20 protein-coding genes and 1 pseudogene are annotated in these 26907 nt (G+C 71.9%); 8 read left to right on the top strand and 13 right to left on the bottom strand.

The window, feature by feature from the left end; translation table 11 throughout:
* Window positions 1-10: 10 nt before the first annotated feature.
* From ACZ5GP_RS08085 to ACZ5GP_RS08070, 4 genes are read right to left on the bottom strand one after another with little or no spacing between them, the layout of a single operon-like run.
* The gene (locus tag ACZ5GP_RS08085) at window positions 11-790 is read right to left on the bottom strand and encodes a CDP-alcohol phosphatidyltransferase family protein (RefSeq protein WP_223778111.1); all 780 of its coding nucleotides are present in this window, start codon (window positions 788-790) and stop codon (window positions 11-13) included.
* Window positions 768-1832, bottom strand: coding sequence for an iron-containing alcohol dehydrogenase family protein (locus ACZ5GP_RS08080; protein ID WP_358577480.1), 1065 nt, complete (start codon window positions 1830-1832; stop codon window positions 768-770). The genes ACZ5GP_RS08085 and ACZ5GP_RS08080 overlap by 23 nt, the downstream gene beginning before the upstream one ends.
* Window positions 1820-2557, bottom strand: coding sequence for a phosphocholine cytidylyltransferase family protein (locus ACZ5GP_RS08075; protein WP_358577478.1), 738 nt, complete (start codon window positions 2555-2557; stop codon window positions 1820-1822). Before ACZ5GP_RS08075 ends, ACZ5GP_RS08080 begins: the two co-directional genes overlap by 13 nt.
* A complete protein-coding gene (locus ACZ5GP_RS08070) occupies window positions 2554-4353 on the bottom strand; it encodes a DUF5941 domain-containing protein (RefSeq protein WP_468750167.1) in 1800 nt (599 codons plus the stop codon). The genes ACZ5GP_RS08075 and ACZ5GP_RS08070 overlap by 4 nt, the downstream gene beginning before the upstream one ends.
* Before the next feature lie 290 nt (window positions 4354-4643).
* On the opposite strand from ACZ5GP_RS08070, the gene galE reads away from it, so the two are divergent.
* The 4 genes from galE (at window position 4644) to idi (ending at window position 8926) form a co-directional block, all read left to right on the top strand.
* On the top strand, window positions 4644-5627 hold the full coding sequence (galE, locus tag ACZ5GP_RS08065; RefSeq protein ID WP_468749989.1) for a UDP-glucose 4-epimerase GalE: 984 nt from the start codon (window positions 4644-4646) through the stop codon (window positions 5625-5627).
* A 178-nt stretch (window positions 5628-5805) separates the two neighbouring features.
* Entirely contained in the window at window positions 5806-6744 is a 939-nt protein-coding gene (locus tag ACZ5GP_RS08060; RefSeq protein ID WP_468749988.1) for a cation diffusion facilitator family transporter, read from the top strand.
* Window positions 6745-6928: 184 nt separating this feature from the next.
* A complete protein-coding gene (locus tag ACZ5GP_RS08055) occupies window positions 6929-8185 on the top strand; it encodes a bifunctional class I SAM-dependent methyltransferase/N-acetyltransferase (protein WP_468749987.1) in 1257 nt (418 codons plus the stop codon).
* Window positions 8186-8326: 141 nt separating this feature from the next.
* On the top strand, window positions 8327-8926 hold the full coding sequence (idi, locus tag ACZ5GP_RS08050; protein WP_468749986.1) for an isopentenyl-diphosphate Delta-isomerase: 600 nt from the start codon (window positions 8327-8329) through the stop codon (window positions 8924-8926).
* Window positions 8927-8970: 44 nt separating this feature from the next.
* Here the strand turns inward: idi and ACZ5GP_RS08045 are convergent, their stop codons facing one another.
* On the bottom strand, window positions 8971-9450 hold the full coding sequence (locus ACZ5GP_RS08045) for an ATP-binding protein (protein WP_468750166.1): 480 nt from the start codon (window positions 9448-9450) through the stop codon (window positions 8971-8973).
* A 129-nt stretch (window positions 9451-9579) separates the two neighbouring features.
* The gene (locus tag ACZ5GP_RS08040) at window positions 9580-10227 is read right to left on the bottom strand and encodes an HdeD family acid-resistance protein (protein ID WP_468749985.1); all 648 of its coding nucleotides are present in this window, start codon (window positions 10225-10227) and stop codon (window positions 9580-9582) included.
* Window positions 10228-10298: 71 nt separating this feature from the next.
* Here ACZ5GP_RS08040 and ACZ5GP_RS08035 point away from each other — a divergent pair, with 71 nt between their 5' ends.
* The 3 genes from ACZ5GP_RS08035 (at window position 10299) to ACZ5GP_RS08025 (ending at window position 14541) form a co-directional block, all read left to right on the top strand.
* On the top strand, window positions 10299-11051 hold the full coding sequence (locus tag ACZ5GP_RS08035) for an enoyl-CoA hydratase/isomerase family protein (RefSeq protein ID WP_468749984.1): 753 nt from the start codon (window positions 10299-10301) through the stop codon (window positions 11049-11051).
* Window positions 11052-11143: 92 nt separating this feature from the next.
* Window positions 11144-12034 carry an SCO6745 family protein gene (locus ACZ5GP_RS08030; RefSeq protein WP_468749983.1) on the top strand — a complete coding sequence of 297 codons (891 nt, stop codon included), beginning with the start codon at window positions 11144-11146 and terminating at the stop codon, window positions 12032-12034.
* Between the two features lie 113 nt (window positions 12035-12147).
* On the top strand, window positions 12148-14541 hold the full coding sequence (locus ACZ5GP_RS08025) for a Tex family protein (protein ID WP_468749982.1): 2394 nt from the start codon (window positions 12148-12150) through the stop codon (window positions 14539-14541).
* A 19-nt stretch (window positions 14542-14560) separates the two neighbouring features.
* On the opposite strand, the gene ACZ5GP_RS08020 is transcribed toward ACZ5GP_RS08025, so the two are convergent.
* The 5 genes and pseudogenes from ACZ5GP_RS08020 to ACZ5GP_RS08000 form a co-directional block, all read right to left on the bottom strand.
* The gene (locus ACZ5GP_RS08020) at window positions 14561-16219 is read right to left on the bottom strand and encodes an ABC-F family ATP-binding cassette domain-containing protein (RefSeq protein WP_468749981.1); all 1659 of its coding nucleotides are present in this window, start codon (window positions 16217-16219) and stop codon (window positions 14561-14563) included.
* Window positions 16220-16272: 53 nt separating this feature from the next.
* Window positions 16273-17308 (bottom strand): annotated as a pseudogene (locus ACZ5GP_RS08015) (oxidoreductase).
* A gap of 202 nt (window positions 17309-17510) precedes the next feature.
* Window positions 17511-19187: a BCCT family transporter gene (locus tag ACZ5GP_RS08010; RefSeq protein ID WP_468750165.1), complete on the bottom strand. Its 1677-nt coding sequence runs from the start codon at window positions 19185-19187 to the stop codon at window positions 17511-17513.
* Between the two features lie 135 nt (window positions 19188-19322).
* Window positions 19323-20603, bottom strand: a complete 1281-nt coding sequence (locus ACZ5GP_RS08005) for a M14 family metallopeptidase (RefSeq protein ID WP_468749980.1) — start codon at window positions 20601-20603, stop codon at window positions 19323-19325.
* Window positions 20600-22591, bottom strand: coding sequence for a Xaa-Pro dipeptidyl-peptidase (locus tag ACZ5GP_RS08000; RefSeq protein WP_468749979.1), 1992 nt, complete (start codon window positions 22589-22591; stop codon window positions 20600-20602). The genes ACZ5GP_RS08005 and ACZ5GP_RS08000 overlap by 4 nt, the downstream gene beginning before the upstream one ends.
* 202 nt (window positions 22592-22793) lie before the next feature.
* Here ACZ5GP_RS08000 and ACZ5GP_RS07995 point away from each other — a divergent pair, with 202 nt between their 5' ends.
* Window positions 22794-24314, top strand: coding sequence for a M1 family metallopeptidase (locus ACZ5GP_RS07995; RefSeq protein WP_468750164.1), 1521 nt, complete (start codon window positions 22794-22796; stop codon window positions 24312-24314).
* 71 nt (window positions 24315-24385) lie between these two features.
* Here ACZ5GP_RS07995 and ACZ5GP_RS07990 read toward each other — a convergent pair whose 3' ends face one another.
* Window positions 24386-25201: an alpha/beta fold hydrolase gene (locus ACZ5GP_RS07990; RefSeq protein ID WP_468749978.1), complete on the bottom strand. Its 816-nt coding sequence runs from the start codon at window positions 25199-25201 to the stop codon at window positions 24386-24388.
* A gap of 160 nt (window positions 25202-25361) precedes the next feature.
* Complete coding sequence (locus ACZ5GP_RS07985) at window positions 25362-26840, bottom strand: amino acid permease (RefSeq protein ID WP_468749977.1); 1479 nt, start codon at window positions 26838-26840, stop codon at window positions 25362-25364.
* Window positions 26841-26907: the final 67 nt, after the last annotated feature.

The following is a 26907-nucleotide window of genomic DNA, read 5'->3' as shown; positions in this document are numbered from 1 at the left end:
GCCGGGGTGTTCACTTCAACCTGCTCGATACGAGGATGGACACGAGGTGGAGCAGGGTCTGGAGCATCGCGATGCCCGCGAGGACCGCGACGCCCACGCGCGAGAAGAACAGGTCGCCCCGTGCCTGGTCCACGATCGCGAGGACCAGGATCAGCAAGGACGCCTCGACGCCGAGGATCAGCCGGTGGAACTTCAGCGCGGCGGCCGCCTTACGGGCCAGCGCCATGCCGGAGGAGCGCGGCTCGGACGCCGACTCCTTGACCGGCTCCTTGCCCGTCTGGTGGCGGGCGACGCCGACGAGGTCGGTCTCGGCCTTGATCAGGATCGCGCCGAGGGCGGCCAGGGTGCCGAGGAAGGCCCACAGCCAATCGATGCGCCCCGAGCCCCACAGGTCGGCGGCGCGCAGCCCGAAGCCGACCAGGACCGCGGCGTCGCACAGGTAGGCGGCGACCCGGTCGAGGTAGACGCCGGCCATCGAGTACTGCTTCTTCCAGCGGGCGATCTCGCCGTCGACGCAGTCGAGCAGCAGGTAGAGCTGGACCGCGAGCACGCCGAGCACGGCGCCCGTGATCCCCGGCACCAGCAGGGCCGGGGCGGCGAGGGCGCCGGCGACGGTCATCACGTAGGTCAGCTGGTTGGGCGTGACCCGCGTGTTCACCAGGTGCCGGTCGATGCGCAGGGACACCTCGCGCATGTAGAGCCGGCCGGCCCAGTGTTCGCCGCTGCGCCGGTCCTTCACCCCCGGGGGGTGGACGACCGGGCGGAGCTCAGCTACCGATGGTTTTTGCATAGTCGGCGTATGCGTCCCTGATCTGGTCGGTGGACAGGTCGAGGTGTTCCAGGATGGTGTAGCGGCCCGGGCGGGTCTGCGGAGCGAACTCCACGACCTTCACGAACTCCGCCACGGTGAAGCCGATCTCCTCCGGCAGCACGGGCAGGCCGTGGCGGCGCAGCACCGAGGCCATGTACGCCGACTCCTCGCGGGCACCGCGCAGGTGCATCGCGAAGGCCGCGCCGAGGCCGCACTGCTCGCCGTGGCTGGCGGCACGCTTGGGGTAGAGGAGGTCGAAGGCGTGGTTGATCTCGTGGCAGGCGCCGGACGCCGGGCGGGAGTCGCCCGAGACGGACATCGCGATGCCGGTGAGAACCAGGCCTTCGGCGAGGACCTGGAGGAAGGCGTCGTCGCCGACCCCGCCGGGGTGGCGCAGGACGGCCTCGCCTGCTTGGCGGGCCATGGCGGCCGCCAGGCCGTCTATGTCCTCGCCGCGCTCACGGGCGGCCAGCTCCCAGTCCGCGATCGCGGAGATGTTGGAGAGGGCGTCGCCGATGCCGGAGCGGACGAAGCGGACGGGCGCCTCCCGGATCACATCGAGGTCGATGACGACCGCGATGGGGTTCGGCACGCCGTACGAGCCGCGACCGGCGTCGTTGTCGAGGGTCGCGACGGGCGAGCACAGGCCGTCGTGCGACAGGTTCGTCGCGACGGCGACCAGCGGCAGGCCGACGCGCGCCGCGGCGAACTTGGCGCAGTCGATGATCTTGCCGCCGCCGAGGCCCACGACCGCGTCGTAGCGGCCCTTCTTCATGGCGTCGGCGAGCTTGATGGCGTCATCGAGGGTGCCGCCGCCCACCTCGAACCACTCCGCGCCGGGCAGCGACGGCATGAGGCGGTCGCGCAGGACCGCACCGGAGCCACCGCTGATGGCGATGGCGAGCTTGCCGGTCGACGAGCAGATCCGCTGGTCGGCGAGGACACCGGCCAGGTCGTTGAGCGCCCCCGGCCGGATGTCGACGACGACCGGCGAGGGGATGAGCCTCGTCAGTACTGGCACGCGATCTCCCGGCCCTTGGTGAGGTCGTCGTGGTTGTCGATCTCGACCCACTTGACGTCACCGATCGGGGCCACGTCCACCTTGAAGCCGCGGTTGACCAGCTCCTGGTAGCCGTCCTCGTAGTAGAGGTCGGGGTCGCGCTCGAAGGTGGTCTTCAGGGCGTCGGCCAGCTCGTCGGCGGCGGAGCCCTCGATGAGGGTGACGCCGATGTACTCGCCGGTGGCCTCGGAGGGGTCCATCAGCTTGGTGATGCGCTGGACGCCCTTGGCGTCGTCGACGATGACCTTCATCTCCTCGTCGGCGAGCTGCTTCACCGTGTCGAGGGCGAGGATGATCTTCTGGCCGTTGCCGCGGGCGGCGAGCAGCGTCTTCTCGACGGAGACGGGGTGCACGGTGTCGCCGTTGGCGAGGATCACGTCGTGCTTGATGGCGTCACGGCCGCACCACAGGGAGTAGGCGTTGTTCCACTCCTCGGCCTTGTCGTTGTCGATCAGGGTGAGCTTGAGGCCGTACTTCGCCTCCAGGGCCGCCTTGCGCTCGTAGACGGCCTCCTTCTTGTAGCCGACGATGATCGCGACCTCGGTCAGGCCGATCTCGGCGAAGTTGCCGAGCGTCAGGTCGAGGATCGTGGTGTCGCCGTCGACGGGCACCAGGGCCTTGGGCAGGGTGTCCGTGTAAGGGCGAAGACGCCGTCCGGCGCCGGCCGCCAGCACGAGGCCGATCATGCGGGTTCTCCTTCATCGTGTACGGCGGGTGCGCCCTGTTTCTCTGCGGCGACCCAGAAGCGGATGCTCTCGACGAGCACCACGAGTGCCACGGCCACGGCGAGTGCCGTGAGCGCGACGGGGAAATCTGCGGCGGGCAGCACAGCCGCCGCCAGCGCGACCACGAGGGTCCTGCCCTCCTGGCCGCCGATCGCGCGCACCAGCCAGGCCGGTGGCGCGCCGGTGCCGCCCTTGATGCGGTACACCGTGTCGTAGTGATGGTAGGCGACCGCGGCCACCAGTCCGAAAGCCGCCGGAAGCGCCCCGTTCACATCGGCTTTGGCCGCCAGGACAAGGATCGTGGCGTATTCGGCGGCGCGGAAGAACGGCGGGACGAGCCAGTCGAGGGCGGCCTTGAGGGGTCGCGCGAGCGCCAGACCGGACAGGGCGACGTAGAGCACCGCGCCGACGACCACCCACGGGCTGCCGTACGTCGTGAAGGCGGCCGGGCCCACGAGCGCCGCTCCCCCGAGGAAGGCGAGCGCGGGGGCGGGCCGCAGCCAGGCGGGGAGCTTGAGCGCGGCGAACGCCGAGGCCTGGGGCCCGTTGTCGGCGAGGTCGGCCAGCGCCGTGGCGGCGCGGTCGGTGCGGGTGGCCTTGCGGGTCAGCGAGCGCAGGACGCGGCCGGCGGTGGTGTAGCAGGCGGCGAGCGCGCAGCCGATGAGCAGCACGACGAGGGTGATGCGCGGGGTGGTGACCGCGGTGAGCACGGCGATCATCGCCCAGCGCTCACCGATGGGCAGCACGATCATCCGACGCACCCAGACCGTCCACCCAACGCTGTCGAGCTTGTCGGAGAGGGCCGCGGTGGGGCTGGTGTTGGCCGTCGCGTCGTGGTTCGCCTCGTTGAAGGAGAAGTCCACGACGTGCCGGCAGGTCTGGAGCACCATCGCGCCGAGCGCCAGCGCCCATACGTCGTCTCCGCCGCGGGCGGCGCCGAGCGCGAGGCCTGCGTAGTAGGCGTACTCCTTGGCACGGTCGAACGTGGCGTCGAGCCAGGCGCCGAGCGTCGAGTACCGCAGGGAGTAGCGGGCGAGCTGCCCGTCCGTGCAGTCCAGGACGAAGGAGAGGATCAGCAGCAGGCCGGCGGCGACGAAGCCGCCGCGCGTCCCGGTCGCCGCGCAGCCCGCCGCGATCAGGGCGGTGAGCAGCGAGGCGGTGGTGACCTGATTCGGGGTCAGGCCGCGGCGTGCGCACCAGCGGGCGATGTAGCGGGAGTACGGGCTGATGGCGTACGTCGTGAAGAAGCCGTCCCGCGACTTGACCGCGGTGCGCAGGCGTACGGCCTCGTCGTCGACGGCGGCGACGGCCTGCCGCGCCTCGTTGCGGGTCTGGGGGTCGGGGGGCACGGTGGCGACGAGGGTGCCGAGTTCGGGCCGGTGCACGTCCGTCGCCTCTGCCTCCATGGCGGCGGCGAGGGAGTCCGGGAGCACGTCCGAGTCCGGAACGCCGCCGGTGGCGGCGCTCGCGCGCAGCGCGTGCGTCAGGGCCTTGCGGGCCTGTGGCCCGGCGGTGACGGCGCCGGGCACCGCCGCGGCGGCGAAGCGGGGGTCGGTGAGACCGAGGCGCAGCGCGTGGACGTGTCCCACGAAGCGGGCGTCGACGACGGCGACCCGCTTCTCACCCGGGACGGCGGCGAGCAGCGTCTCGGCGTCCGCAGCGTCGCGGGCGACCCGCACGTCGAAGCCCAGGGACCGCAGATCGCCTTCGAGCGGCGACCCGGGGACCGGCTGACCGGTGACGATGGCGGTCGACAGACGAACTCACTCCTTGATTCCCGGCACGGCTGGCGCCGGGCACGTGCGTAAGGGGGGCGCCCCTGGCCTGGGCGGCCGGGCGGCACGTCGGCAGAGGCTATCGGATGATGGGAAGCGGGCGTTCACCACCCGTTCACGCCCCGATCAGGGCGGCCTGCCAGGGCCTGGGCCCGCACGATCATCATGGTGGATGGGGGCCCGCCCCTCCAAACCGCGCCCGTCCGGTGCCCGGCTTGCCCGCATAGGGCTCGCTTAGGGACGGGTGACCCGGCCCCTTAGGGTGGGCGCCCATGACATGGCTGATCACCGGCGGAGCCGGATATATCGGGGCACACGTGGCGCGGGTCATGACCGGCGCCGGCGAGGACGTCGTCGTACTGGACGACATCTCCTCGGGGGTGCCGCAGCGGCTCCCCGCGGGTCTGCCCCTCATCAAGGGCTCCTCGCTGGACGGCGATCTGCTGCGCCGCGTCCTCGCCGAGCACGGCGTGACGGGCGTGGTCCACCTCGCGGCCCGCAAGCAGGTCGGTGAGTCGGTGGAGCAGCCGCTGCGCTACTACCGGGAGAACGTGGGCGGCCTGGTGACGCTGCTCGACGCGGTGGCCGAGGCGGGGGTGCGGCGGTTCGTGTTCTCCTCGTCGGCGGCGGTGTACGGCAATCCGCCGGAGGTGGAGCTGATCGGCGAGGACACCCCGTGCGCCCCGGTCAGCCCCTACGGCGAGACGAAGCTCGCCGGGGAGTGGCTGGTGCGCGCGGCCGGGCGGGCGCACGGCATCGCGACGGTGTGCCTGCGGTACTTCAACGTGGCGGGCGCCGCCACCCCCGAGCTCGCGGACACCGGTGTCTTCAACGTGATCCCGATGGTCTTCGACCGCCTCACCCGCGACGAGGCGCCCCGCGTCTTCGGCGACACCCATCCCACTCCCGACGGCACCTGCGTACGCGACTACGTCCACGTCTCCGATCTCGCCGAGGCCCACCTGGCGGCGGCCCGGCGGCTCACGGAGGGGGCCAAGGGCGATCTCACGGTGAACATCGGCCGGGGCGAGGGTGTTTCCGTCCGTGAACTGATCGACCTCATCGGCGAGGTGAGCGACGACCGGCGACCGCCGCTCGTCGAGCCGGCGCGGGCCGGTGACGCGCCGCGAGCCGTGGCCGACGCGCGGCTGGCCGCGCGGGAGCTGGGCTGGACGGCCCGGCTCGGGGTGCGCGAGATGGTCGAGTCGGCGTGGGCGGGATGGTGTCTGCACCACCCCGAAGCGCGCCGCTCCTGATCGTCGCGGAGCCCTGACCTGCACCCCTTCGCTTGACGGCAATCGTTGCCATTTTCGCAGGTCAGGGCAGATGACAACGGTGTTCAGTGCCGCGTTGCCAGATACCCCCCACCCGTAGTTGACTGTGTCGCGCGACGACCGGACAGCAGACCGAGGACCGATGCGGGAGGCGGGCTCCATGGGGGCTGGGCACGATCACGGACATACGCACGGCGCACCGACGACGGGCACGGCGGCCCATGCCCACAAGGGCCGGCTGCGGGCGGCGCTCGCCATCACCGTCACGGTGATGTTCGCCCAGATCGTGGGTGGCCTCATGGCGGATTCGCTCGCGCTCATCGCGGACGCGACGCATATGGCGACCGACGCCCTGGGCCTCGGCATGGCCCTGCTCGCCATCCACTTCGCGAACAGAGCGCCCACGCAGAACCGCACCTTCGGTTACGCCCGCGCCGAGATACTCGCCGCGCTCGCCAACTGCCTGCTGCTGCTCGGCGTGGGCGGCTATGTGCTGTACGAGGCGGTCGAGCGGTTCATCACCCCGGCCCAGACGCAGGGCACCCTGACCGTCTTCTTCGGCGCCTTCGGCCTGGTCGCGAACATGGTCTCGCTGGCGCTGCTGATGCGCGGCCAGAAGGACAGCCTCAATGTGCGCGGCGCCTTCCTGGAGGTGGTGGCGGACACCCTCGGCTCGGTCACGGTCATCGTCTCGGCGACCGTGATCATGCTCACCGGCTGGCAGGCGGCGGACCCGATCGCCTCGCTCGTCATCGGCGTCATGATCGTCCCGCGTACGGTCAAGCTCCTGAAGGAGACCTTGAACGTTCTGCTGGAGTCGGCGCCCCCGGGCGTCGACATGGCCGAGGTGCGGGCCCACATCCTCGACCTGCCCGGCGTCGAGGACGTCCACGACCTGCACGCCTGGACGATCACCTCGGGCATGCCCGTGCTCAGCGCACATGTCGTCGTCGGCTCCGACACCCTGGACTCGATCGGCCACGAGAAGATGCTGCACGAGTTGCAGGGCTGCCTGGGCGACCACTTCGACGTGGAGCACTGCACGTTCCAGCTGGAGCCGAGCGGCCACGCCGAGCACGAGCTGAAGCTCTGCCACTGACCGCACGGGCCCCCGTGTTCCCCGGTGTTATAGTCGCCGGAGATCTTGAGTCACCTGGGAGGTGGGTCGATGACTGTCGCGGCCGACGCTGCCGAGCGCGGCGACACGTGCATCCCCACCATCCGGGCCCGCGCCTGACGTTCCTCACGACGCCGCGGGCCCCTCACCCAATGGGTTTCCCACGTTGACCGACCCCTCTTCCCTCACCGCCGCCTTCTTCGCCCTGCACCACGGTCTTCCCCGGCAGGGCCCCGGCTCCGACGACACCACCCGCCGGCTGCTCGCGCCGGCGGGCGCCCTGCCCGAGCGGCCGCGCGTCCTCGACCTGGGCTGCGGGCCCGGCCGGGCCGCACTCCTGCTGGCCGCCGAGGCGGGCGCCGAGGTGACCGCCGTAGATCTGCACGAGCCCTTCCTCGACGAGCTGCGCTCCTGTGCGCGGGCCCGGGGGCTTGCCGGATCGATCACCGCCGTCAAGGCCGACATGGCCGAACTCCCCTGCCCGGACGGCTCCTTCGACCTGGTCTGGGCCGAGAGCTCGGTCTACGGCATCGGCTTCGACACCGCCCTGCGCGCCTGGCGCCGGCTGCTCGCCCCCGGCGGGGCGCTGGTCGTCACCGAGTGCGAGTGGACGGCCGCCGAGCCGTCCACCGCGGCGCGCGCCTTCTGGGACCAGCACTACTCGCTGCGCACGGGCGAGGAGAACCTGCGGGCCGCCACCGCCGCCGGGTACCGCGTGCTCGGCCGGTACCTGCAGCCCGAGTCCGACTGGGACGAGTACTACGGACCGCTGGCCGCCCGCGCGGACGCGGCGGATCCGGGCGTGCCCGGCATGGCCGAGGCGCTCGCCGCCACCCGCGAGGAGATCGCGATGCGGCGTGCACACGGGGCGGAGTTCGGCTACACGGGCTACGTCCTGCGCCCGGTGGAATCCTGGCCGACCCGGCCGGAGACCGCCGCGGACCGCCTCGCCGTGCACGCCGTGAACGCCGCCGCCTTCGCGACGGAGGCGGAGGCCGACCTGGTCGACGCGCTGCGCGAGGACCCCCGGGCGTGGCTCCCGGACCTGTCCTACGTCGCCGAGGCGCCGGACGGCTCGGTCGCGGCGTACGCGCTGCTCACCCGCTGCCGGGTGGGCGGGGCGCCCGCCCTGGCCCTCGCGCCCGTCGCCGTCGAGCCGCGCCACCAGCGCACGGGCGCCGGTTCGGCCGTCGTGCGGGCGGTACTCGACGCGGCACGCGCGCGGGGCGAGCGGCTCGTGCTCGTGCTCGGGCATCCCGCGTACTACCCGAGATTCGGTTTCGAGCCGGCCTCCCGGCATGGGATCCGGCCCGCTTTCGAGGTTCCCGACGAGGCGATGATGGCGCTCGCCCTCGACAACGGCGGTGATTCGGCGCCGCCGCCGGTGGGCACGATCGAATATCCGGCCGCTTTCGGCGTCTGAGCCTGCCCGGCACTTTCGACGAGGGCGTCCGCCCGCATGTCCCGGCGCGCACCCGCGCGCCGGGACATGCGGGGCCTGGAGTGCCTGGAGTGTCCGCCGCGTACGGCAGACTTGAGGCTCGAACCGAAGCGAAGGATGGGTATGCCGACCACACCTGCCACCGCGGCGAACACCTCGTCGAACGGGAACGGCACCGGAGAAGCGATCTTGCTCGAACTCGTCGACGAGGACGGCAGGACGATCGGCACAGCGGAGAAACTCTCCGCGCACCAGGCGCCCGGGCAGCTGCACCGGGCGTTCTCCGTTTTCCTCTTCGACGAACAGGGCCGACTGCTGATCCAGCAGCGCGCGTCCGGCAAGTACCACTCCCCCGACGTCTGGTCGAACACCTGCTGCGGTCATCCCTACCCGGGCGAGGCGCCGTTCGCCGCGGCCGCCCGGCGCACGTACGAGGAGCTGGGCGTCTCGCCGTCGCTGCTCGCCGAGGCGGGCACCGTGCGCTACAACCACCCGGACCCGGCGTCGGGCCTGGTGGAGCAGGAGTTCAACCACCTCTTCGTGGGGATGGTGCAGTCACCGCTGCGCCCGGACCCCTCCGAGGTCGGCCGGACCGCGTTCGTGACGGCCGAGGAGCTGACGGCCCGGCACGAGGAGGCGCCGTTCTCCGCGTGGTTCATGACGGTGCTGGACGCGGCGCGGCCCGCGATCAAGGAGCTGACCGGGTCCGCCACCGGCTGGTAGCCGCCCGGCCCGTCCGCGTCCGTCGGCGGGGCGGACGGGCCGCGTCAGCAGCCGTGGCCGGGCTTCAGCGGCAGCGCCGCCCAGATGACCTTGCCCCCGCTCGCGGTGTGCTCGACGTCGCAGGCGCCCCCCGCCTCCTCGGTGATCTCGCGGACGATGAGCAGCCCACGGCCGCCCGTCTGCCCGTGGTCGGCCACCAGTGCCGTCGGCCGGTAGGGATGGTCGTCCTCGACGGAGACCCGCACCCATTCGGCGCCGACCGCGACCTCGACCGCGAGCATCGGCGAGAGCAGGGCCGCGTGCCGCACCGCGTTCGTGACCAGCTCCGAGACGATGAGCAGCAGGCCCTGGATGAGGTCGTCCGAGGCCGGTACGCCCTGCCGGGCCAGCAGGTCGCGCACCGCGTGCCGCGCCTGGGGGACGGAGGCGTCGACGGCGGGGGCGGTGAAGCGCCACACCCCTTCGTACGGCACCTGCCCGTCCCCGCCGGGGAGTGGGCCGGGGCCCCTCCCGTCGTTCTCCATCGTCCGGTCGCCGCCCTCGCGCTCGATTGTCACCACATGTCGAGTGTTGGGAACGTACTGCCCCGGACCGCGCTACTGACCAGAAGTCAGCGGTTAATGACGGGATTTGATCGAAGGCGTATGACAGCGTCAGTTGTACGACTGATCCTGTCCTCCTTGTTCGCGCTTCCCGGTTTCTTCAGGTTGTACGAGACTCACGATGCGGCGGCCGCCGATGCCGGTGGCGATCAGTCCCAAACCGTCGAAGAGCAGTGCCAGGGAGAAGAAGCAGCCGATGACGTACTGGCTGCTGCTCGGCCACTCGGCGAGCACCAGAATGCCGATGAGCAGGCCGAAGGCCCCTTGCAGGAGGGTCAGGGCGAACTGGGGGCCGCGCACCACCAGGCTGCCGACCAGGCGGAACACCCCGCCGGTCAGGAAGAGGAGCGCCGCGAACATGGTCAGCGCCTCCGCCGCCACGTCGGGCCTGCGGATGATCACGACGCCGGCGGCGAGGTTCAGCGCGGCGACCACGACGCCCAGCCAGAAGAAGCTGCTGCCCCGCGACTGGACGGCGTGCAGCACGCCGACGATGCCGCCGACCAGCAGGAGCCAGCCGAACAAGAGCATGGAGGTCAGGGTGGCGACGCCGGTGTAGACGAGGCCGACGATCCCGGCGACGGCCAGGATGACCCCCAGCAGCGCGAGCCAGCCGAAGCCACGGCTGAGCCGGGCGCCCTGGGCCTCGGCGCTCGCGCTGCCGGGCCTCGCGGATGTGGTGCCCCTACCTCGGAACATCAGGGTCTCCCTCTCGCTCGGCGACCCCCTTCTTGATCTTACGTTCGAGGGATGCGGATAGCATCCGGCGCATGGAGCCGCAGCTGAGGCACACCGTCGCCGACGGCGTCGCCACCGTCGTCATCGCCCACCAGGCCAAGCGCAACGCCATGACAGCGGACATGTGGCGCCAGGTGCCGCCGCTGCTGGCGGGGCTCACCGCCGACCCGGCCGTGCGGGTGCTCGTGCTGACCGGTGAGGGCGCCACCTTCTGCGCGGGCGCGGACATCTCCTCGTTGCGCGGGTCGGCCGAGGGGGCGCAGGAGCTGGCGGTGCGGGCCGAGGAGGCGCTCGCGGCCTTCCCCAAGCCGACGCTCGCCGCGGTGCGGGGCTTCTGTGTGGGCGGTGGCTGCCAGCTGGCGGGCGCGTGCGACCTGCGGTTCGCCGAGGAGGGCGCCTCGTTCGGGGTCACGCCCGCGAAGCTCGGCATCGTCTACCCCTCCTCGTCCACCCGGCGCCTGGTCTCGCTGGTGGGGCCCGCCACCGCCAAGTACCTGCTCTTCTCCGGTGAGTTGATCGGCGCCGAGCGGGCCCTGCGGACCGGTCTCGTCGACGAGGTGCTGCCCGCCGGCGGCCTGGACGCGCGAGTCGCCGAGTTCGCCCGCGTCCTCGCCGCGCGCTCCCAGCTGACGCAGGCGGCGGCCAAGGAGTTCACCGCGGGACGCACGGACCGGGACGCCCACTGGACGGAGCAGGCACGCCTCGGCGGCGAGACGGCCGAGGGCGTCGCCGCGTTCCTGGAGCGCAGGCAGCCCCGCTTCACGTGGAGCGCCCAGAGCGGGTGAGGCCGGCGCCCCCTGGAGGTACCGGGCCGGGTCACAGGTCGTGGGGCGGACGGTTTCCCCCTCACATACCGACCAGTAGGTAACCTGTTGCCATGACCTCTACGACGCCCTCGTCCCCGGCCCCCGCGCTCCACCCGCGCGCCGGGCGCCGCTGCCACACCGTGCTGAACGCCACGCACTCGTCGCACTACTTCTCGCCGGACGTCACGCGGGAGCTGGCGGGGCTCGGGATCACCCATTCCGCCGCCGTGAACTTCGCGGTGCGCGCGGCGGCGCTCGGGGCCGTCGGCGCGGGCACGGTCGCCGCCACCTTCTACAACTACAAGTACGAGCTGGTCGCGGCGCACGTGCCGAGGATCTGGGAGACCGCGTCCCCCGGGGACGTCCTCGCGGCCCGGCTGCGCGGTGTCGACGCGACCCTGCGCAGGCTGCTCGGCGACGACGCGGTCGCCTCGCCGGAGATGGCGGAAGCCGCCCGCCTGGCGCTGCGCGCCACCGAGGCCTGCTCCCGCCCCGCGCGGCCCCTGTACTCCGCGCACGCCGACCTGCCGGTGCCCGAGGAGCCGCACCTCGCGTACTGGCACGCGGCGACGCTGCTGCGCGAGCACCGCGGCGACGGGCACCTGACCGTGCTGCTCGGCGCCGGACTCGACGGCCTGGAGGCGATGGTGACCCACACCGCCACCGGCAAGGGCACCGCCCCCAAGTGGGTCCTGGCCACCCGCGGCTGGAACCGGCAGGAGTGGGACGCGGCCGTGGAGCGGCTGCGCGGGCGCGGACTGCTGGACGGCGAGGGCGAGTTGACCGAGGCGGGCGTGGCGCTGCGCCGGGAGGTCGAGGCCGAGACGGACCGCCTGGACCGGGCGCCCTATGAGCACCTGGGCGTGGCGGGCGTCGAGCGACTGACGGAGCTGGGCACCGCGTTCATCGGCACGGCACTGGAGGCCGGCGCGTTCCCGGCGGATCTGGTCGGCAAGGGCTGACGGCCACCGGCGTTTGCCGGTCGCAAGGGTCGGGCCCGCCGGGTCCGGCCCCCGTCGTCGGTGCCACCTGCCACAATTGCCCGGCAACCCCAGCGAGAAGGCGGTACCGGAACGTGGCAGCTTTGAAGACGTCCACTCCCTCGTCCATCGAAGGCAGGATCGCCGAGGAGCTCGGCGTACGGGAGCGGCAGGTGAAGGCCGCCGTCGACCTGCTCGACGGCGGTTCGACGGTGCCCTTCATCGCGCGCTACCGCAAGGAAGCGACCGAGATGCTCGACGACGCGCAGCTGCGCGCGCTCGAGGAGCGGCTGCGCTATCTGCGCGAACTGGAGGAGCGGCGCGCCGCGATCCTCGACTCGGTCCGTGAGCAGGGCAAGCTCACCGCCGACCTGGAGGCCCGCATCCGCGAGGCCGACACCAAGGCGCGCCTGGAGGACATCTACCTGCCGTTCAAGCCGAAGCGGCGCACCAAGGCGCAGATCGCCCGGGAGGCGGGCCTGGAGCCACTGGCCGACGGGCTGCTCGCGGACCCGGCGGTGGAGCCGAAGACGGCCGCCGCCGCGTTCGTGGACGCCGGCAAGGGCGTGGCCGATCCGCAGGCCGCTCTCGACGGAGCGCGCGCGATCCTCGCCGAGCGGTTCTCGGAGGACGCCGACCTCATCGGCGAGCTGCGCGAGCGCATGTGGGTGCGCGGCCGTCTCGTCGCGAAGGTACGGGAGGGCAAGGAGGAGGCGGGCGCCAAGTTCGCCGACTACTTCGACTTCGCGGAGCCCTTCAAGGAGCTGCCCTCGCACCGCGTGCTCGCCATGCTGCGCGGCGAGAAGGAGGAGGTCCTCGATCTCGTCCTGGAGCCCGAGGAGCCCGTGGAGGGCCCTTCCTCGTACGAGGGGATGGTCGCCCGGCGCTTCGGCATCGCCGATCGGGGCCGCCCCGGCGACAAGTGGCTCCAGGACACCGTGCGCTGGTCCTGGCGGACCCGCATCCTCGTCCACCTCGGCATCGACCTGCGGCTGCGACTGCGTACGGCCGCCGAGGACGAGGCGGTGCGGGTCTTCGCGGCCAACCTGCGCGACCTGCTGCTCGCGGCGCCCGCGGGCACGCGCGCGACGCTGGGCCTCGACCCCGGTTTCCGTACGGGCGTGAAGGTCGCCGTCGTGGACGCCACCGGCAAGGTGGTCGCGACCGACACGATCCACCCGCACGTCCCGGCGAACAAGTGGGACCAGTCGCTGGCGACGCTCGCCGGGCTCGCCAGGAAGCACGCGGTCGACCTGATCGCCGTCGGCAACGGCACGGCCTCGCGCGAGACCGACAAGCTCGCCGCCGAACTCATCGAGAAGCACCCGGAGTTGAACCTCACCAAGGTGATGGTCTCCGAGGCCGGCGCCTCGGTGTACTCCGCGTCGGCGTTCGCCTCGCAGGAGCTGCCGGACCTCGACGTGTCGATCCGCGGCGCGGTCTCCATCGCGCGGCGGCTCCAGGACCCGCTCGCGGAGCTGGTGAAGATCGACCCGAAGTCGATCGGCGTCGGCCAGTACCAGCACGACCTGTCGGAGGTGAAGCTGTCGCGTTCGCTGGACGCCGTCGTGGAGGACTGTGTGAACGGTGTCGGCGTGGACGTCAACACCGCCTCCGCCCCGCTGCTCGCCCGGGTCTCCGGCATCGGCGCGGGCCTCGCGGAGAACATCGTGGCGCACCGCGACGCGAACGGCCCCTTCAAGAGCCGCAAGGCCCTCAAGGACGTGCCCCGCCTCGGCCCGAAGGCGTACGAGCAGTGCGCGGGCTTCCTGCGCATCCGTGGCGGCGATGACCCGCTGGACGCCTCCAGCGTGCACCCGGAGGCGTATCCGGTGGTGCGCAAGATGGTGAAGTCGGCGGGCGGTCAGGTCTCCTCGCTGATCGGCGACACGGCGACGCTGCGTTCGCTGCGGCCGGACGACTTCGTGGACGAGGTCTTCGGTCTGCCCACGGTCACCGACATCCTGAAGGAGCTGGAGAAGCCCGGGCGCGACCCGCGTCCCGCCTTCAAGACGGCGACCTTCAAGGACGGCGTGGAGAAGATCTCCGACCTGGCCCCGGGGATGATCCTCGAAGGCGTCGTGACGAACGTGGCCGCGTTCGGTGCCTTCGTGGACGTCGGGGTGCACCAGGACGGTCTGGTGCACGTCTCGGCGATGTCCGAGAACTTCGTCAAGGACCCGCGGGACGTGGTCAAGCCGGGCGACATCGTCAGGGTGAAGGTCATGGACGTCGACATCCCGCGCAAGCGGATCTCGCTGACGCTCCGCCTCGACGACGAGGCGGCCCCCTCGGGCGAGGCCGGCGCGGAGCGGCCGAAGCGCGGCGGGCGCCCGCCTCAGCAGCGACGCCAGGGTCAGGGCGGCCAGGGGCAGGGCGGCCAGGGCCGGCGCGGGCAGAAGCCGCAGCGGCAGGGCCCGCCGCCCGCCAACGACGCGATGGCCGAGGCGCTGCGGCGGGCCGGTCTGGTCGATCCGAAGCGGGGCTGACGAGGGGGCGGGGCGGAGGTCAGAGCGACAGCTCGGTCACTTCGCCCGCCGCCACCTCCAGGCGGCGCGTCACGCTCACCGCGTCCAGCATCCTGCGGTCGTGCGTGACCAGCAGCAGCGTGCCCTCGTAGGACTCCAGGGCCGCCTCCAGCTGCTCGATCGCGGGCAGGTCGAGGTGGTTCGTCGGCTCGTCCAGGACCAGGAGGTTGACGCCCCTGCCCTGGAGGAGCGCGAGGGCCGCGCGGGTGCGTTCGCCGGGTGAGAGCGTCGCCGCGGGGCGCAGCACGTGCTCCGCCTTCAGGCCGAACTTGGCCAGGAGCGTGCGGACTTCGGCGGGTTCGGTGTCCGGTACCGCCGCGCAGAACGCGTCGAGCAGGGACTCCTCGCCGTGGAAGAGGGCGCGGGCCTGGTCCACCTCGCCGACGAGGACGCCCGAGCCGAGGGCCGCGTGGCCCGCGTCCACCGGGACGCGCCCCAGGAGGGCGCCGAGCAGCGTCGACTTGCCCGAGCCGTTCGCGCCGGTGATCGCGACGCGGTCCGCCCAGTCGATCTGGAGCGTGACGGGGCCGAGGGTGAAGTCGCCCCGGCGCACCCGCGCCTCGCGCAGGCTCGCCACGACCGCGCCCGAGCGGGGAGCCCCCGCGATCTCCATGCGCAGCTCCCACTCCTTGCGGGGCTCCTCGACGACGTCCAGGCGCTCGATCATGCGCTGCGTCTGGCGGGCCTTGGCGGCCTGCTTCTCGCTGGCGTCGGCGCGGAAGTTGCGGCCGATCTTGTCATTGTCGCCGCCGCCCGCCTTGGCTGCCTTGCGGCGGGCGTTCTTGACGCCCTTGTCGGCCCAGGAGCGCTGCATCTGGGCGCGGCCGTGGAGCGCCGCCTTCTTGTCCGCGTACTCGTCGTAGTCGTCGCGGGCGTGCTTGCGGGCCACCTCGCGCTCCTCCAGGTACGCGTCGTAGCCGCCGCCGTAGAGGTTGATCTGCTGCTGGACCAGGTCGAGTTCGAGGACCTTGGTGACCGTGCGGCTGAGGAACTCACGGTCGTGGCTGACCACGACCGTGCCGGCGCGCAGGCCCCTGACGAAGCTCTCCAGGCGTTCCAGCCCCGCCAGGTCGAGGTCGTTGGTGGGCTCGTCCAGGAGGAAGACGTCGTAGCGGGACAGGAGGAGGGAGGCGAGGCCGGCGCGGGCCGCCTGGCCTCCGGAGAGGGAGGTCATCTCCTGGTCCAGGCCGACGCTCAGGCCCAGGTCCTGCGTGACCTCCTCGGCGCGCTCGTCCAGGTCGGCGCCGCCGAGGGCCAGCCAGCGCTCCAGGCTGTCCGCGTAGGCGTCGTCGGCGCCCGGGGCGCCGTCGACCAGGGCCTGGGTGGCCTCGTCCAGGACGCGCTGGGCCTCGGCGACGCCGGTGCGGCGGGCCAGGAACGCGCGGATCGTCTCGCCGGGGCGGCGGTCCGGCTCCTGGGGCAGGTGGCCCACGGAGGCGGACGGGGGCGAAAGCCGCAGCTCGCCTCCTTCGGGGGTGTCCAGGCCCGCGAGCAGCCGCAGGAGGGTGGACTTGCCGGCACCGTTGGCACCGACGAGGCCGATGACGTCGCCGGGGGCGACGACCAGGTCCAGGGCGGCGAAGAGGGTGCGGTCGCCGTGGGCGGCGGTGAGGTCTTTGGCGACGAGGGTTGCGGTCATCAGGGGGTCATCCTACGGCCGGGCCGGTGCGGCCCCGCAGGGTGCCGGTCGGTTCAGCGGGCGGCGGTGGGGGCGACCAGGACGCCGGTGGAGGTGCGCGCCACCACGTAGGAATCGCCCTTCGTGGCCTTCGCGGCCAGGGGCACCCGGTGCTCCCCCGCCTGGAGGACCTCGTCGAGGACCTCGTGGACGTGCGCGCGGGCCAGGCGGTCCACGCGGTACGCGATCAGCTGGACCCGGCACGTCGAGGTGACCTGGAGCCGCGCCGTGTCCCGGCACGCGGCGAGGCCGGTGAGCCGGCGCTGCTCTCGCGGGCTGCGGTCCAGGGCGTGCTCGATCTGGGCCACCAGGAGGGGCACTATCGGCGCGAGGCCGTCCACGTAGGCGACCTCGGCCCCGGCCCCCTCGAAGGCCGCGCGCACCGCCCGCCGGGTCTCGTCGGGCACCGCGCGGCCGAAGGCGACGGCTCCGTAGGTGCGCAGCTCACCGGGTGCGACGCCCGCCGTGTCGGCGGCGATCTCCGCGCCCGACGCCGATCGCGCGCAGCGCCGCCGCGAGCTCGGCGAGGAGCGCGACGCGGGGGCCGATCAGCAGGACCCTGCGGCGGGCCTGCGGCGCATCGGCGGCGAGCAACTGGCCGAGCGCCTCGCGGTATTGGTCGCCGTGGAAGCGGAAGGGCCCCATGCCGTGGTAGCCGTTGCGTGCCAGGTCGGCGGGTTCCGCCGTCTGCCAGGCGAAGTCGCGCCAGACGAAGTCGTCGCCGCCGTCGGGGGCCTTCTCGATGACCGCGGTGACCGCGCCGCACTCCAGGCTCTCGCACGCGGGGCAGCCGTAGATGACGTACCGCCCGTCGCGCAGCGGTGCCTCGGCCTCCAGGAGGAGCCTGCGGACGTGGGCCGTGAAGATGGCGGGCGGGATGTCGGCGGCCAGCGGCGAGACCGCGTCGAGGTCGCAGAGGCGGAAGAGCAGGGGCCGGCCGTCCACGATGAAGTCCACGAAGTCACGGTGGACCTGGTAGTCACCGTTGGCGAGAACTCCACCGGCGCGGGCGGCCGGTGCCAGGGCGAAAGTCGCGTACCGGGCAGACATGCCGTGAGTATCCCCACCAGAGGGGTGAGGTGAGCACGGCACGCCCCACTTCGCTCGGTCGGGGCGGCGACGCCGTGCCCCCGGCCGCCCGGGACGCGGGTCGCTGCGTACGCGTGGTCGAGGGCGTAGTCGCGCCGGGGGCGCTGGACGCGGGGTGAGCCCGGGGGCGGCACGTCCGGGGTGTGCCGCTCCCGGGGCCGGGTCAGCGGGTGCGGGCCGGGTCGTCGTCGCCCGCCAGGTCCTCGCCGTCGTTCTGGGCGGGGCCGATGCGGATCTCGAACTCGCCGTCGTACTGCTCGTGGCCCGCGATCACGGCCTTCTCGACGGCTTCCGTGCCGTGCTCCCCGCGCACGATCAGCGGGTCGTGGCGCAGGTCCTTCATGAGGGAGACGCACATGCCGATCATCACGAGTGTGAAGGGCGCGGCGACCAGGATCGTGAGGTTGCGCAGGCCGGTGAGCGCGTCGTCCGAGCCGTCGCCGATGAGCAGCATGATCGCCGCCACGGCACCGGTCACGATGCCCCAGAAGATCACGACGAACCGCCCGGGTTCGAGCGCTCCCCGCTGGGAGAGCGTGCCCATGACGATCGACGCGGCGTCGGCGCCCGACACGAAGAAGATGCCCACGAGGAGCATCACGAGCAGGCTGGTGACGGTCGCGATCGGATACTCGTGGAGCAGCCCGAAGAGCTGCGCCTCCGGTGTCGTCTCGCCCTTGAGGCCGCCCCGGTCCGCGACGGTCATGGCGCTGCCGCCGAAGACCGCGAACCAGATGAGGCTGACCGTGCTCGGCACGAGGATGACGCCGCCGACGAACTGACGGATCGTACGGCCGCGGCTGATGCGGGCGATGAACATGCCGACGAAGGGCGTCCAGGAGATCCACCAGGCCCAGTAGAAGACCGTCCAGCCGCTCAGCCAGTCCGCGACGCCCTTGCCGCTGGAGGCCTCGGTGCGGCCGATCAGCTGGGGCAGGTCGTCGAGGTAGGCACCGAGCGACGTCGGCAGCATGTCGAGCATGATGACGGTCGGGCCCGCGATGAAGACGAACACCACGAGCAGCAGCGCGAGCACCATGTTGATGTTGGACAGCCATTGGACGCCCTTCTCCACACCGGAGACGGCGGACGCCACGAAGGCCAGGGTCAGCACGCCGATGATCACGACGAGCAGTCCGGTGCCCGCGTCGTCCATCCAGTCCAGCACCTCGATGCCGCTGCCGATCTGCAGGGCGCCGAGGCCGAGGGAGGCGGCCGAGCCGAAGAGGGTGGCGAAGATGGCCAGGATGTCGATGATCCGGCCCCAGGTGCCGTGGGCGTGCTTCTTGCCGATGAGCGGTTCGAAGACGGCGCTGATGGTCTGGCGCCGGTTGCGCCGGAACGTGCTGTAGGCGATGGCGAGGCCCACGACCGCGTAGATGGCCCAGGGGTGGAGCGTCCAGTGGAAGAGGGTCGTGGCCATGGAGGTCTCCATCGCCGCGGCCGAGTCGGCCGGATCAGTGCCCGGCGGCGGTGCGGTGAAGTGCGCCAGGGGCTCGCTCACCCCGTAGAACATCAGGCCGATGCCCATGCCGGCGCTGAACATCATGGCGACCCAGGAGACGGTGCGGAACTCCGGTTCCTCGCCCTCCTTGCCGAGGGTGATCTTCCCGTACCGGCTGACGGCCAGCCAGAGCGCGAAGACCACGAACCCGGTGGCGGTCAGCATGAAGAACCAGCCGCCGTTGTGCATCAGGCCGTCGAGCATGTCCGTGGTGACGTTCTTGAGCGAGTCCGTCGCCACCGCGCCCCAGACCACGAACGCGAGGGTGAGCACGGCGGTCACGCCGAACACCACCCGGTCCGTGCTCGGGGACCGGCCGCCGGGGGCGGGCGCCATGATCTCCCGCGACCCTCCCCCGTCGTCCGCTTGTCGCTGATCCTGCGTCACAGGTGACACCTTTCAAGGGGGTCGGTTGAGTCAAAACTTTGTTCTCCGATACCCCCTACCACATGTGACCGGCGTCTCAGGCGCTCAACAGTCCATGTCGGGCCGAGCTGTGACCATGTGATACGGCGCACGCTCGTCGAGCAGGAGCGGCACGAGGGCCCGCGCCGACTGCCGCAGCGGGACACGGGCGCCGGACTTGCCGCGCTCCACCGTCACGCCGTGCAGGGCCAGTTCGTCCTTGATGTCGGCGTACTGCCCGGCGTCCAGGCGGTAGCCGCAGGGCGGGTCCTGGATGACCTCGGACGGTTCGGCGGGGTCGTTGTCGGCGCCGCCGAGGTAGACCGGGCCGCGGTCGCGCAGCCCCTCGGCGCGGGCGGCGTCGGTGGCGCGCTCCAGGCGGCCGCGCCGCTCGTCGGAGAAGGCGAAGAGGCCTTCGAGCGCGGCGGTTTGGGACGTCACCCGGCGGCGGTTGTTCAGCGCCTCGTCGTTCTTCTCCGCCTCCGTGAGGGGGTCGACCCGGCTCTCGATGAGCAGGCCCGCCGCGTGCTTGATGCCGGAGATGTTGCGCAGGATGCGTTCTTGCCCGTCTCCGGCCGTCTGCTTGATGGGGTCCCCGGTGACGGGGTCCGTCCAGATGCCGTAGGTGCCGATGGTGTGTCCTGCGGCCTCGGCGGCCGGTCGTACGTACGCCTTCGACAGGGTCTGGGCCTCTTCGTGTACCGCCTCGTCGGTGTTGAGGTTGCGCGGCCAGAGGTCGAAGAGGTCCTTGTCGTAGTACTTGGGGGTGGCGCCGTACTCGTGCAGGTCGTAGATGACGTCGGGCCGGTGGTCGCGGATGACGGCGGCCAGGGCGCGGCCCTCGGCGGTCTTCAGGGCGATGTGGTCGCGGTTGATGTCGACGCCGTCGGCGTTGCCGCGGGTGTCGGCGGCGCGGCCGTCCGGGTTGGCCGTGGGCACGAACAGGAGCGTGGTGCGTGCCAGGAAGCGCCGGGTCTTCGCGTCCTTCGCGTGGGCGAGGTCGCGGATGGTCGACAGGCAGGCCTCGCGGCCCGCGGGTTCGTCGCCGTGCTGGCTGCAGATCAGCAGGACGACGCTCTTCGTGGGGCGCTCGCCGACGCGGACCAGCTGCAGGGGGCGGCCTTGCCCGGTGGTGCCTATGCGGGAGACGCGGACCCGTTTGCTCGCCTTGTCCACGGCGGCCAGGAGCCGTTGCTCCTCGGGCTGGGTGGTCCAGCGGGCGCCCTCGCTCTCCTCGAACCCGGTGCGTGGCGGCTTCGGGGTCGCCTGGGCGGGTGCCGTCAGAAGCGGTGCGGCGAGGGCGACGGTGGCGCAGGACAACGCCAGGGTGCGGATGCGCGGTGTCATGAAGTGCTGCCTCCCGGGAGCGGGTTGAGCGGACGCGGCGGGGCCACGCCGTCGAGACGGGGTGCGCGGGGGGTGGTGGACGCGGAGGTGGTGAACGCCTTCGCGCCGCCCACCAGCGGCAGCTCGGCGAAGGTGCGGGCCAGGTCGAGGGCGAGCGTCGGGGTGTCGGCGGGGCGTTCGATGAGGCCCTTGTCGGTGCCCGCCACGATCAACGCGAGGCGGTGGCCCTTGGGGACGACGTGGTCGCTCGCGGCGAGGTCGAGGGTGATGGTGTGGGGCTTGCCCGGGGTGAGCGGGCGGCCGTGCCGGGCGTCCGCCCAGTTGCCGAGGTCGGCCCAGCCGCGGCTGAAGATCGTGTAGTCGACGTCGGTGGTCTTCGCCCTGGTGTCCTTGAAGCAGGAACTGTCGCCGGTGGTGCTCGCGCCCCAGCAGGTGCGTGCGGGGAGCGTGGTGATGCCCTCGTCCTCGTCGGCGTAGTCCCGGATGGTGGCGGGGCCGAGGTCGACCAGGACCGCGGAGAGGTGGGCGGTGCGGGTCGTCGGGGTCGCGGTGACCGTCACCCTCGATGAGCCGGACAGGCGCAGGTCGCGGCCCAGCGGCCGGCTGACGAACCCGGCCTTCGCGGGCGTGGCGGTGTGGATCCGCTCGGCCCAGTCGGTCTCGCTCAGCCCCGGGTCGTCGGTGAAGGTCTCCGTGCCCCTGCCGGGGCGCGGGCCGAGCGTGCCGACGCCGGGTGCGGTGCCCTTCGCGGGGCGCAGCGTGGCGGTGTCGGTGCCGCGCGGGGGCCACACGCGGTCGGTGGTCCAGTGGTCGGGGGCGCGCTCGATGTCGGCCATCGGTTCGCGGTCGACGCCGTTGTCACGGCCGAGCAGTTCGTGGTCGAACCAGCGGTGCAGGGTGCACACCCAGTGGGTTCTGCGGAAGTCGAAGGGGTCGACGTGGCCGGCCTGGCTGAGCCAGACCTTGCGGTCCACGCCGTTCTCGGCGAGCGCGTCCCACCACTGGCCGAAGTGCTTGGTGCGCACGTTCAGGTCCTGCATGCCGTGCACGGCGAAGACGCTGGCCGCTACCTTGCCCGCGTCGGGGACGTGGTCCCGCTCGTCCCACAGGCGGGTCCAGTCGCCGCTGCGGGGCGCTCCGTCGATCAGCCGCTGATGGGCGGCGCCGCAGCGGGCGCGGGCCTCGGGGCTCTCCACGGCCCTCGCGAGGCCGTCGGGGCCGCTGCCGTAGAGCGGGGCCCCCTTGGCGAAGTAGTAGTCGTACCAGGAGGAGATGGCGCCGATGGGCACGATCGTCTTCAGGCCCTTGACACCGGTGGCGGCGACGGCGTTCGCGATGGTGCCGTCGTAGCTCTTGCCGATCATGCCCGTTCTGCCGTTGGTCCACGTGGCGCGGGCACGTTCGTCGCCGGTGCGGTTCGTGTAGCCGCGGGCGCGGCCGTTCAGCCAGTCGACGACCGCCTTGGCCGACTGGACGTCGGAGCGGCCGCCGATGTCGACACAGCCGTCGGAGCGGTTCGTGCCGGTGAGGTCGACGGCGACATAGCCGTAGCCGCGGGGCACGAAGTAGTTGTCGTAGTAGAGCGGGAAGCGGACGGGGTCGCCGTGCTCGTCGTACGTCTTCTTCTGGCTCTCGTTGCCGCGGCCGCAGCAGGCGTAGTACGGACTGGCGTCCATGATCACCGGTATGCGGCGGCCGGTGCGGTCGAGTTCGCGGGGGCGGACGATGTCGACGGCGACGCGGTCGGTCCGGCCGTTCGCGTCGCCGTCGATCCCGGTGTCGACCCACACGGACTCGCGTATCGCGTTCTCGTACGAGTACACGGGCCGGCTCTCGCCCGCGCGGCGGGGCGCCTCGCCGGGTGCGCGCGGGGCGTCGGCGGCCGACTGCGCCGCGACCGGGGACATCAGTGTGGCCATCAGGGCGGCGAGGGCCGCCGTCAGCAGCACTCTCCACAGGAGACGGGTGCGTCGCGCGCGTATCGGCATGGCGCGGAAGGTACACCGGTGAACTCCGGTGCGACAGAGGGCCGTACGCGCCGCGTCAGGTTCGTGGGGCATAGCGGCACATGTCGGCCGAATGGCGATCGTGTGACAGAGGGGGCCATGGACATGACCTGTGCGGGGCGGGCTGAATAGGGTCGTCGGACAAGACGAACCGATCTTGAGCCCCTACGACTTGGAGCTTGACGTGCACCGCAGACTCATCGCCCCGGGCGCGCTCGCGGCCTCTCTCCTGCTGGCGATCCCGGCATCGGCCGCCGACTTCTCCCCCGGGGCGCCGGGCATCGGCGATCCCTATTACCCGGCGAGCGGCAACGGCGGATACGACGTCTCCCACTACGACCTGAGGCTGAAGTACCAGCCCGGGACCGACCTCCTGGAGGGCACGGCCACGATCAACGCCCGCACCACCCAGAACCTCTCGCGCTTCAACCTCGACCTCGGTCTCAAGGTCTCCGAGGTGCGGGTCAACGGCAAGAAGGCGAAGTTCGAGAAGACCGGCGACCAGGAGCTGGAGATCACCCCGCCCGCGGGTCTCGCCAAGGGCACGCAGATCACCGTGGTCGTGCGGTACGCGGGCAAGCCCTCCGAGTTGAAGATCAACGGGTACACGGCCTGGCACCGCACACCGGACGGTGGCGTCGCGGCGCAGGAACCGGCGTCCGCCGTGTGGTGGTTCCCCTCCAACGACCACCCGCTGGACAAGGCGACGTACGACGTGTCGGTGTCCGTGCCCGACGGCAGCCAGGCGATATCCAACGGCGTTCTGCAGTCGCAGAGTTCGAAGCTCGGCTGGACCCGCTTCAACTGGCGCTCCAACAAGCCGCAGGCGAGCTATCTCGCCACGCTCGCGGTCGGCAAGTTCGACATCACGACCGACAAGACCGAGAGCGGCCTGCCGGTCCTCAACGCCTACAGCAAGGACCTCGGCGACAACGCGGGCGCGGCGCGGGCCAGCATCGAGCGCACGACCGAGGTCGCGGAGTGGCTGGAGACGGTCTTCGGCGCGTACCCCTTCAACGCGCTCGGCGGCTATGTGCCGAACGTGAAGAGCAGCTACGCCCTGGAGACCCAGACGCGGCCGTTCTACAGCCCCGCGGCGTTCGCGAACGGCTCCAACGCGTCCATCGTCGTCCATGAGCTCGCCCACCAGTGGTACGGCGACAGCGTCTCCGTGCACCACTGGAAGGACATCTGGGTCAACGAGGGCTTCGCGCGCTACAGCCAGTGGCTGTGGTCGGAGAAGGAGGGCGAGGGCACGGCGCAGGAGCTCGCGGACTACGCGTACGCGCTGCGGCCCGCCGACGATCCGTTCTGGACGGTCAAGCCGGGCGATCCGGGTCCGGACAACCAGTTCCACGGCGCGGTCTACGACCGGGGGGCGCTCGCCCTGCAGGCGCTGCGGAACGAGATCGGCGACGAGTCGTTCTTCGCCGTCCTCAAGGGCTGGCCGCAGCAGTACAAGTACGGCAACGCCAAGGTCGGCGACTTCGTGAAGTACGCGGAGAAGGTCTCGGGCAAGCCGCTCGCGGAGCTGTTCGACACCTGGCTCTACCAGCCGTCGCGGCCGGACGCCCCGGCCGCGCGGGAGGCCGGGCTCGCCCGCTCCTCGGCCACGCCCGTCCGGCCGAAGTCGTGGAAGCAGATCGCCGCCACGAACGGCGTGCACGACCACGGACCCGACCACGGGCGTGGCCACGGCCACTGACGGTGACGCGGTGAGCCGCGCCTGCCGGTCCGGGTGACCGGCGGCGCGGTGCCGGGTCGGGCGGCGGGGCCTCAGCGCGCCGCCGCGCACGCCTCCAGGATGGCGTCCGCGACCGCCGACGGCTCGCGCAGGGTCGGGAAGTGGTCGCTGTGGGCGAGGCGTACGAGGTGGCAGCCCGGGATGCGTTCGGCCATCTCCTCGTTGGTGCGGACCACCTCGGGCCGGTCGTGCTCCCCGATGACGAGGACGCACGGCACGTCGATCTCGCCGAGGCGGTCGAGGACGGGCGGGTCGGGGACGTGGTACGGGTGGCCGGCGAGCCACGCCGGGACCACCGACCTGACGTACGCCTCGGCCTGCGCGTCGGCGCCCGTGCCGGCGGCGCCGGAGGTGCGCATCGTCAGCGCCACGATGCCGTCGAGGTCGCCCGCCCGGGCCAGCCGGCCGACCTCGGCCGTGAAGTCGCGCGTCAGGAGGTCCTCGGCGCCCGTGACACCCGGGACCACCAGGGCTAGGCCCGCCACCCGTGCCGGGTCGCCGACGGCGAGGCTGAGGGCCGCGGCACCGCCCATGCTGGACCCGGCGAGGACCGCGCGGGCCACGCCGAAGTGGTCGAGGACCGCGGTCAGGTCCGCCACCGGGGAGAACGGGGCACTGGGCGCCGGGGACCTGCCGTAGCCGCGCGCGTCGTAGCGGATCACCCGATGGCGCTCCGTGAGGCGCGGCAGGACGGGGTCCCAGATGCGGGAGTCACCGACTCCCGGGTGGACGAGCACCAGGGGCGGGCCACCATCGGCCGGGCCCCCGGGCCCGCCCGAGTCGCGGGCCCAGACCTCGCCGTCCTTGACCGGGATCATCGCGTCCTTGACCGGGATCATCGCGTCCATGCCCCGAGTCTGCGACGGGGGCCGCCGAGCCGCCGGGAAAAGGCCCGCGCGGCACCCGATCGGGTGGCTCCGCCGTCCGGCCGCACACAGCGCGGTGGCGCCACCCGGGAGACCTCAGTGCTCCGGGGTGACGCCACCGTGAGAGGGCGGAAAGCCGCTGCTACCGCTCCGAGTCCTGCTGGGGCGCCGTGAGGCTCTGCGCCTCACGCTCCACCCGGCGCCTGACGCCGAACCAGCCGACGACCAGGGCGGCGCCCACGATCGGGATGAGGAACAGAGTCTTGCGGCCCACCTCGGCGTCCTTCCACATCAGGCAGAGGACGGCGAGCAGGAACGCGATCGTCACGTACTCGGTGATGCCGCTGCCGGGCAGCCGGAACGTCGGCCGGGTGATCACGCCTTCCTTCGCGCGGCGCACGAAGGCCAGGTGACAGACCATGATCATGATCCAGGTGCCGATGATGCCGAGCGAGGCGACGTTCAGGACGATCTCGAAGGCCTGGTCCGGGACGATCCGGTTCAGGCCGACGCCGAGCACGCCGATGGAGGCGGTGAGCAGGATGCCGCCGTACGGCACCTGGTTGCGGTTCATCTTCGCCGTGAACCTGGGCGCGGAGCCCGACATCGCCATCGAGCGCAGGATGCGGCCGGTGGAGTACAGGCCGGAGTTCAGCGAGCTCATGGCGGCGGTGAGGACCACGAAGTTCATCACGTCGCCGGCGGCCGGTACGCCGATCTTGGACAGCACCGTCACGAACGGGCTCTGGTCGGCCGAGTACAGCGTGCCGGGGAGCAGCAGCGCGAGCAGCACCACGGAGCCGACGTAGAAGACGCCGACGCGCCACATGATCGAGTTCACCGCGCGCGGGACGATCTTCTGCGGGTCCTTGGTCTCGCCGGCCGCGACGCCGACCAGCTCCAGCGAGGCGTACGCGAAGACGACGCCCTGCATCACGATCACGACCGGCATCATGCCGTTCGGCAGGAAGCCGCCGTGGTCGGTGATCATGCTCAGACCGGGCTTCCCGCCACCGACCTCGTGCTGGCTGGCCAGCAGGAAGATGCCGATGATCATGAAGGCGGTCAGCGCGGCGACCTTGATGATCGAGAACCAGAACTCCATCTCGCCGAAGTACTTCACGGAGATGAGGTTCACGCAGAGCACCACCGCGAGCGCGATCAGCGCGAGCACCCACTGCGGTATGTCGGTGAAGAAGCTCCAGTAGTGCGTGTACAGGGCGATCGCCGTGATGTCGGCGATGCATGTGGTCGACCAGTTGAGGAAGTACATCCAACCGGCGAAGTACGCGCCCTTCTCGCCGAGGAACTCACGCGCGTAACTCACGAACGAGCCCGACGAGGGACGGTAGAGCACCATCTCGCCGAGGGCGCGCACCACGAAGAACGCGAAGACACCGCACACGAGGTACGCGAGGGCGAGCGCGGGGCCCGCCGAGTGGAGGCGGCCGCCCGCCCCGAGAAAGAGCCCTGTGCCGATCGCGCCGCCGATGGCGATCATGTTGACGTGACGGGCCTTGAGGTCCTTGCTGTAACCGGCGTCGCCCGCGTCCGCGGGGGCCTGGGACGCGTCTGTGCGGGACACGTCCGCGGCGGCCGTGTCTACGGCTTCCTTGCTCACGTGGGGGATCTACTCTCTGGTGCCCGGAGAGGACTCCGGGGTCCGGATGGTGCTCCGGCCCGCGACA

The sequence above is a fragment of the Streptomyces sp. NPDC031466 genome (assembly GCF_055581265.1).
This window is presented reverse-complemented; position numbering and strand designations above follow the sequence as displayed.

Coding starts and splice junctions, on each gene's coding strand:
- ACZ5GP_RS08085 (WP_223778111.1), bottom strand. CDS start 790: ATGCAAAAACCATCGGTAGCTGAGCTCCGCCCGGTCGTCCACCCCCCG.
- ACZ5GP_RS08075 (WP_358577478.1), bottom strand. CDS start 2,557: ATGATCGGCCTCGTGCTGGCGGCCGGCGCCGGACGGCGTCTTCGCCCT.
- galE (WP_468749989.1), top strand. CDS start 4,644: ATGACATGGCTGATCACCGGCGGAGCCGGATATATCGGGGCACACGTG.
- ACZ5GP_RS08060 (WP_468749988.1), top strand. CDS start 5,806: ATGGGGGCTGGGCACGATCACGGACATACGCACGGCGCACCGACGACG.
- idi (WP_468749986.1), top strand. CDS start 8,327: ATGCCGACCACACCTGCCACCGCGGCGAACACCTCGTCGAACGGGAAC.
- ACZ5GP_RS08045 (WP_468750166.1), bottom strand. CDS start 9,450: ATGGAGAACGACGGGAGGGGCCCCGGCCCACTCCCCGGCGGGGACGGG.
- ACZ5GP_RS08040 (WP_468749985.1), bottom strand. CDS start 10,227: ATGTTCCGAGGTAGGGGCACCACATCCGCGAGGCCCGGCAGCGCGAGC.
- ACZ5GP_RS08035 (WP_468749984.1), top strand. CDS start 10,299: ATGGAGCCGCAGCTGAGGCACACCGTCGCCGACGGCGTCGCCACCGTC.
- ACZ5GP_RS08030 (WP_468749983.1), top strand. CDS start 11,144: ATGACCTCTACGACGCCCTCGTCCCCGGCCCCCGCGCTCCACCCGCGC.
- ACZ5GP_RS08020 (WP_468749981.1), bottom strand. CDS start 16,219: ATGACCGCAACCCTCGTCGCCAAAGACCTCACCGCCGCCCACGGCGAC.
- ACZ5GP_RS08010 (WP_468750165.1), bottom strand. CDS start 19,187: ATGGCGCCCGCCCCCGGCGGCCGGTCCCCGAGCACGGACCGGGTGGTG.
- ACZ5GP_RS08005 (WP_468749980.1), bottom strand. CDS start 20,603: ATGACACCGCGCATCCGCACCCTGGCGTTGTCCTGCGCCACCGTCGCC.
- ACZ5GP_RS08000 (WP_468749979.1), bottom strand. CDS start 22,591: ATGCCGATACGCGCGCGACGCACCCGTCTCCTGTGGAGAGTGCTGCTG.
- ACZ5GP_RS07990 (WP_468749978.1), bottom strand. CDS start 25,201: ATGGACGCGATGATCCCGGTCAAGGACGCGATGATCCCGGTCAAGGAC.